Consider the following 7169-nt stretch of genomic DNA (forward strand, 5'->3'; position numbering starts at 1 on the left):
GGACATCATGGGTGTGATTCCACTTCCGCCGGCATAGAGGATGTAGTGCTTTTGGTTGGATGAATCCAGTGGCGTGTAAAAATTTCCCATCGGCGTCATCACTTCCAGTTCATCTCCCACCTTCACTTTTTCATTCAGGTAGGTGGATCCTCTTCCATCCTTCACCTTCTTCGCAGCAATGCGTAACTCAGAATCGGTAGCCGGGCTGGAGCAAAGTGAATATGACCGTCTGATCTCTTCACCGTTCACCTTCATCTTAAAGGTAAGATACTGTCCCTGGATATATCTGAAGTCTTCCTTCAGTGTCTCCGGTACTCCCAGGGCGATCGAAACACAGTCCGGTGTTTCCTGCCTTACATCAGTCACTCTCAAATTATGGAAACGCGCCATCTTATTTCAATTGATTTGTCGCCAAAAATAACCTTTATGAAAAACTTTGTTCACGACCTGCATTCATGACCACAATCATTGCACAAGTCAGATATTTACATATAGTTTGTGAAAAACAAATATACAAAATTATATGCTGTTCATTAATGTATTGAATAAAATTATATGCTTTAATTGATTCGTAAATAGAAATATAATATCTTTGAGGGAGATGCATCCGATTTCTGATTAATTTATGTAGTTTCGGAAGCACAGCATTAACCAAAGAAATGCTTTCAGATGGAAGAAAATAAACGACTTGAAACATTCCAGGAGCGCATTGATCAGGAGACCAAGATCGAGCCGAAGGACTGGATGCCGGATGAATACCGTAAAAACCTGATCCGTCAGATATCACAGCACGCCCACTCTGAAATTATAGGTATGCTACCCGAGGGAAACTGGCTTTCGCGCGCTCCAAGTCTGCGCAGCAAGGTGGTATTGCTGGCCAAGATTCAGGATGAAGCCGGACACGGTTTATATCTGTACAGTGCTGCAGAAACACTCGGCATTTCCAGGGAAGAGATGATCGAACAACTGCATACCGGCAAAGCTAAATACTCCAGCATTTTTAACTACCCTTCACTCACCTGGGCCGACATCGGTGCGATCGGGTGGCTGGTGGATGGTGCTGCCATTGTTAACCAGGTTTCCCTCCAGCGGACTTCCTTCGGACCATATGCCCGCGCGATGGTGCGGATTTGTAAAGAGGAAAGTTTTCATCAACGGCAGGGCTATGAGATCATCTCACACATGGCCATGGGTACCGCAGAACAAAAGGCAATGGCGCAGGATTCCCTGAACCGGTGGTGGTGGCCTTCACTGATGATGTTCGGCCCGCACGACGCGGATTCCGCGCACAGCCAACAATCCATGCAATGGAAAATCAAACGTGAATCAAATGATGAACTCCGGCAAAAGTTCATTGACAAAACCATCCAGCAAGCCGATGTGATCGGCCTCAAAGTACCGGATCCCGATCTTAAATGGAATGAAGAGAAAGGCCACTACGATTTCGGTGAGATCAACTGGGATGAATTCTGGAATGTTGTTAAGGGAAACGGCCCGTGTAATCGGGAGCGACTGGCTTCTCACGTGAAGGCGCACCAGGAAGGTGCATGGGTGAGAGAAGCCGTCAATGCATATGTAGAGAAAAAAAAGAAAAAAGCGGCGGCCTGACCGATGTACCGCCAAACCGATACAATCCTTAGATCATGAGTGCACAAGACAATCAGTTTCCCCTTTGGGAAGTATTTATTCAGAGCAAAACCGGGTTGCCCTACAAGCATGCCGGAAGCATCCACGCCGCCGACGCCGAAATGGCCTTACAGAATGCGCGGGATACGTATACCCGACGCATGGAAGGCTCTTCCATTTGGGTGGTTCCGGCCAATGCCATTGTAGCATCTACCCCGGAAGATGTGGGTTCGTTCTTCGATCCGGCCAATGATAAAGTTTACCGCCATCCCACATTTTATGTCATGCCCGAAGGCGCCCAACACATCTGATCCCATGGAGAAGAAAGATGCACTATATACATACTGTCTGCGGCTTGCCGACAACTCACTCGTACTCGGCAACCGGCTTTCAGAGTGGTGCGGTCATGGTCCGTTCCTGGAAGAAGATCTCGCCCTCACCAACATCGCTTTGGATAAGATCGGTCAATCCCGCACGCTCTACCAATATGCCTGTGAGATCGAAGGCAAAGGCAAAACGGAAGATGATCTGGCCTACAAACGCAGTGAGCGTGAGTTTTACAACACCCTGCTTGCTGAGCAACCCAATGGCGACTTTGCCGTGACCATCGTTCGTGAATTTCTGAACGACCACCTGGATCTGCTCGTCTATGAGAAACTGACCGAAAGCAATGACCCTGTTCTGAAAGCCTTCGGCGAGAAATCCATCAAAGAGCTGCAATACCACATCCGTCATGTTGACCAATGGATTTTACGTCTGGGCGACGGAACCGATGAAAGCCACCAACGGATGAAGGATGCATTGCAACTGCTGTGGCCTTTTACCGGTGAACTCTTTGAAAAAGATGAGGTGGATGCCATGCTGGTCAAAGAAGGCATCGCACCGGATGTCAGCGCACTGAAAGAGCAATGGCATAAAGCGGTGCAGGAAGTGCTGAATGAAGCAACCCTTGACATGCCCGAAGATGCCTGGATGCATACCGGAGGGAAACGAGAAGGACGACATTCCGAACACCTGGGATATATGCTCGCACAAATGCAGTTTCTGCCCCGGGCTTATCCCGATGCAAAGTGGTAAATCCGGACAAAGAGACCATCTGGCAATGGCTTGATTCACTCCCCGATCCGGAGATTCCGGTGATCAGTATCGTGGAACTCGGTATGGTGCGCGATGTGGAAGTCGTTGGCGACAACGTAGTGGTCACTGTTACCCCGACCTACACCGGATGTCCGGCCGTAAAGATGATCGAAGATGATATCATGAAGTTGCTTTCCGGGAAAGGAATAGCACATCCCCAGGTAAAGTCGGTCAACTCACCTGCATGGACCACGGACTGGATCACATCTGAAGCGAAAAAGAAATTGATGGACTATGGCATCACCCCACCACCCGTATCTACCGAGGATAAAGGTGCGCTGCTGGACACACCAAAGGAAGTACGCTGCCCCCGATGCAAATCCACCAACACATTGTTGAAAAGTCAGTTCGGATCCACACCTTGCAAAGCTTTGTACATCTGTAGCGACTGCCTTGAACCTTTTGATTATTTCAAATGCATATGATCCCCGAAAAGGATTTTTAAATTTATCATCTCATCCGACCAAAGCAGGAATCCGCCATGAGCTCATCCATCCAATTTGAAAAACATAATGGTGTAGGGATCATCACCCTGAACCGACCTGACGTCCTCAACAGTTTCAATACCGCTATGGCAAAGCAGTGCCAGGATGCCCTGGACCAATGTGCCACAGATCAGGAAATCCGCTCGGTGATGATCACCGGGGCAGGCAGGGCTTTCTGCGCCGGACAGGACCTTGAAGAAGCCCTGGACCCCAACATGAAACTGGCGGATATTGTAAACAACACCTACAACCCTATCATCCGGAAAATCCGTCAACTGGAGAAACCTGTTGTATGTGCAGTGAATGGCGTTGCAGCCGGTGCCGGTGCCAACATTGCTTTTGCATGTGACATTACCATTGCTGCAGAAAGCGCGAATTTCATTCAAAGCTTTGCAAACATCGGACTGATCCCGGATAGCGGCGGCACTTATTTCCTCCCACGCCTTGTCGGAATGCAGAAGGCCACCGCCATGGCCATGCTGGCAGAAAAGATCAGTGCGGAAAAAGCAGCTGAACTCGGTCTGATCTATCAGCACGTTCCGGATACAGAGCTATCGGAAGCCGCCATGAAGCTGGCGGTCAGGCTCGCATCACTTCCTACACGCGGACTCGCTCTCACCAAGAAGGCTTTTATGGAAGGGATGAATAACACCCTGGATCAACAACTTGAACTGGAAGCACAACTCCAGGCTGAGGCCGGTGCCACCAGCGATCATCGTGAAGGTGTAAACGCCTTCCTCGAAAAAAGAAAACCCCAATTCACAGGTGCCTGAGTTATGAATAAGCAAACCATCATAGGTGTAGTCGGATCGGGTGCGATGGGCTCCGGAATTGCGCAGGTAGCCGCCACACAGGGTCACCAGGTCATGGTTGTGGACAAGCAACCGGAAATCCTGGAAAATGCGAAAGTAAAACTCAACGCAGTGTTGAATCGGTTGGTTGAAAAAGGGAAAATATCCTCAGATGAAGCAGCTGAAATAGAAGGTCGCATAACCTGGGTGACCAACATCGACGAACTGGAATCCTGTGGCTTCGTTATAGAAGCTGTTGTGGAAGACCTGAATGTCAAACAGGCCATCTTCAAACAATTGGATGTGATCGTGGCACCGGGAGCCATCCTTGCCAGTAACACCTCTTCCCTATCCATTACCTCTATCGCTGCTTCTTGCGAAAAACCGGAACGTGTGATTGGTGTGCATTTCTTCAACCCCGCACCCTTGATGCCGCTTGTTGAAATCATCCCGGCGGTACAAACAGACCCTGAGGTTGTCGCAGAAACAAAAACACTCGTGGACAGCTGGGCAAAAACCACGGTACTTGCCAGGGATACTCCGGGATTTATCGTCAACCGCATAGCCAGGCCGTTTTATGGAGAAGCCATCCGCATCTATGAAGAAGGCGTCGCGGAATACGCCGCCATTGACCATGCCTTGAGAACAAAAGGAGGCTTTCGCATGGGTCCGTTCGAGCTTATGGATTTCATCGGAAATGATGTGAATTATGCCGTAACGGAAACCGTTTTCAGAGAATTCTTCTATGACCCGAGGTACAAACCATCCTTCACCCAGAAGCGCATGGTGGAGGCAAAAAGACTGGGAAGGAAATCAGGAAAAGGGTATTACGACTATAGCAACGGGCGCCTCGTCCCAGACGTCGTTGTGGATGATGCCCTGTCCACATCCATCACGGAACGCGTAGTAGCCATGCTGATGAATGAAGCCATCGATGCCTTGTTCCTGGGCGTTGCTTCCCGGGATGACCTGGACCTGGCCATGACCAAAGGGGTGAACTATCCCAAGGGCCTGTTACGCTGGGCAGATGAATGGGGGCTGGAGAAAGTCCTGGACATCCTCGAAAAACTTCACCATGAATATGGCGAAGACCGTTACCGTCCAAGCCCTCTTTTGCGTCGCATGGCTGCTAACAAACAAACCTTTTACCCATGAGTGATCACACCGAAGATCCGATTGTCCAAAGGATGATGAAGGAAGATGCATTCAGCCAATGGCTGGGTATTGAGGTATTGGAATCCGGGCCTGGTATATCACGTCTTCAAATGAAGATCAGGCCGGAAATGATCAACGGCTTCGGGGTCGGACACGGAGGCATCGCCTTTTCCTTAGCAGACAGTGCCCTGGCCTTTGCCTCCAATGCACACGGCCGGTTGAGCCTCGCATTGGATGTGTCTATTTCCTTCCCTGCACCGGTAAGGGAAGGAGATATCCTTACCGCCCATGCGGAACAACTTGCACTGACAGAACGAACAGGACTATATCTGATCAGGGTGACCAATCAGGATCACAGAACGGTGGCCATCTTCAAGGGCACCGTATATCGCACTGCCAAAGAATGGTCCTCTCTGTGAGTTAAATGATGATATGATGAAAGATGCATTTATTGTTGACGCCACCCGCACCCCGATCGGAAGTTTCGGAGGCACGCTGGCACCCGTCCGCGCCGATGACCTGGCTGCCCATGCCATCAGGGCGCTTGTACAAAAACATCCTGATCTGGATCCTGCCACCATTGATGACGTGATCATGGGTTGTGCGAACCAGGCAGGAGAGGACAATCGGAATGTGGCACGAATGGCGCTTCTACTCGCCGGTTTGCCCGTATCCATTCCCGGTGAAACGGTTAACCGTTTATGCGCTTCCGGGATGTCTGCCGTCGTCCACGCCGCCAGGGCCATACGCTCAAATGAAGGCCACCTCTTCATCGCCGGTGGAATGGAGCATATGACACGTGGCCCCTGGGTGATCTCCAAAGTATCCCAACCTTGGGGAAGGGATGCAGAAATGCACGACTCCAGCTTCGGATGGCGATTTGTAAATCCGAAGATGAAAGAAATGTATGGGACGGACGGCATGGGCGAAACGGCAGAGAACCTGCTGGACGCCAAGGCCATCTCCCGGGAAGATCAGGACAAATTCGCCCATTGGTCACAAATGAAGGCAACGGCTGCCCGGAACAATGGACGCCTCGCCAAAGAGATCACACCCATAGAGATTCCACGCAGAAAGCAGGATGCCCTGGTATTTGATGCCGACGAGTTCATCAAACCTACCACCACCATTGATGTCCTGGCCAAACTAAGACCGGCATTCAGAAAAGACGGCAGCGTGACAGCCGGTAATTCTTCCGGATTGAACGACGGTGCGGCTGCCATGCTCGTGGCCTCGGAGGAAGCCGTCCAATCACATGGCCTGAGACCCATCGCACGCATCGTATCCTCAGGTGTAGCCGGCGTAGAGCCACGCATCATGGGCATCGGGCCTGTGCATGCCTCTGCACTTGCGTTGAAACGGGCCGGACTCACCCTGAATGATATGGACATCATCGAACTGAATGAAGCTTTCGCCGCCCAGGTTCTCTCATGCACACGTACCTGGGGCATTGCCGATGACGATCCCCGCATCAACCCGAATGGAGGTGCCATCGCAATGGGACATCCACTGGGTATGTCTGGCACAAGGTTACTTCAAACGGCTGCCATCGAACTACAGGAGCAACAGAAAAGATATGCACTTGTTACGATGTGCATCGGCGTAGGCCAAGGTTATGCGACGGTGCTGGAGAGGGTATAATTAGTACGGAGTAGATGGTAGTTAGTCGTTAGTTGTAGCACATTAAAAAAAACGAAATACTAATCTAAAAAATTGAAACATGGCACTTATAAATTGTCCTGAATGTAGCAAAGAAATTTCTGATACTGTTGAAAACTGCCCACACTGCGGCTATAGTTTTAAGCCAAAAACTGAATCAAAAAGTAAAAAAGAAAAGAAATCAGGTGTTTTTCAAATAATCTCAATTGTGACATTTGTAATTGCTCTTTTCACGCCAAAGTTGTTTTTGAATTTCTTCGTTCTAATTGTTATTGGGAGTGCTATAATCTCATTGATTAGAAGAGAAAAAAGATGG

General features: G+C 49.8%; 10 protein-coding genes. 9 read left to right on the forward strand and 1 reads right to left on the reverse strand.

The genetic code is table 11. The features are described 5' to 3' along the window. Window positions 1–366: phenylacetic acid degradation protein (locus KDD36_14175; GenBank protein MCB0397795.1), on the reverse strand; the 366-nt coding region annotated here is incomplete at its 3' end. A 303-nt stretch (window positions 367–669) separates the two neighbouring features. On the opposite strand from KDD36_14175, the gene paaA reads away from it, so the two are divergent. From paaA to KDD36_14220, 9 genes are all read left to right on the forward strand, one after another. Then, on the forward strand, window positions 670–1608 hold the full coding sequence (gene paaA / locus KDD36_14180) for a 1,2-phenylacetyl-CoA epoxidase subunit A (protein MCB0397796.1): 939 nt from the start codon (window positions 670–672) through the stop codon (window positions 1606–1608). A 35-nt stretch (window positions 1609–1643) separates the two neighbouring features. After that, on the forward strand, window positions 1644–1937 hold the full coding sequence (paaB, locus tag KDD36_14185) for a 1,2-phenylacetyl-CoA epoxidase subunit B (GenBank protein MCB0397797.1): 294 nt from the start codon (window positions 1644–1646) through the stop codon (window positions 1935–1937). A gap of 4 nt (window positions 1938–1941) precedes the next feature. After that, a complete protein-coding gene (gene paaC, locus KDD36_14190; protein MCB0397798.1) occupies window positions 1942–2703 on the forward strand; it encodes a phenylacetate-CoA oxygenase subunit PaaC in 762 nt (253 codons plus the stop codon). Further along, window positions 2697–3188 (forward strand): phenylacetate-CoA oxygenase subunit PaaJ, encoded by a 492-nt coding sequence (gene paaJ, locus KDD36_14195; protein ID MCB0397799.1) that lies wholly within the window; start codon window positions 2697–2699, stop codon window positions 3186–3188. The genes paaC and paaJ overlap by 7 nt, the downstream gene beginning before the upstream one ends. A gap of 56 nt (window positions 3189–3244) precedes the next feature. Next, on the forward strand, window positions 3245–4021 hold the full coding sequence (locus tag KDD36_14200; GenBank protein MCB0397800.1) for a 2-(1,2-epoxy-1,2-dihydrophenyl)acetyl-CoA isomerase: 777 nt from the start codon (window positions 3245–3247) through the stop codon (window positions 4019–4021). Window positions 4022–4024: 3 nt separating this feature from the next. Beyond that, window positions 4025–5194 carry an NAD(P)-binding domain-containing protein gene (locus tag KDD36_14205; protein ID MCB0397801.1) on the forward strand — a complete coding sequence of 390 codons (1170 nt, stop codon included), beginning with the start codon at window positions 4025–4027 and terminating at the stop codon, window positions 5192–5194. Beyond that, window positions 5191–5613, forward strand: a complete 423-nt coding sequence (locus tag KDD36_14210) for a hotdog fold thioesterase (protein ID MCB0397802.1) — start codon at window positions 5191–5193, stop codon at window positions 5611–5613. Before KDD36_14205 ends, KDD36_14210 begins: the two co-directional genes overlap by 4 nt. A gap of 16 nt (window positions 5614–5629) precedes the next feature. Then, window positions 5630–6835, forward strand: coding sequence for a 3-oxoadipyl-CoA thiolase (pcaF, locus tag KDD36_14215; protein ID MCB0397803.1), 1206 nt, complete (start codon window positions 5630–5632; stop codon window positions 6833–6835). A gap of 79 nt (window positions 6836–6914) precedes the next feature. Next, a partial coding sequence (locus KDD36_14220) for a hypothetical protein (GenBank protein ID MCB0397804.1) occupies window positions 6915–7169 on the forward strand: 255 nt, incomplete at its 3' end.

It is taken from the genome of Flavobacteriales bacterium (assembly GCA_020435415.1).
In the GTDB taxonomy this organism is placed as follows: Bacteria; Bacteroidota; Bacteroidia; order JACJYZ01; family JACJYZ01; genus JACJYZ01.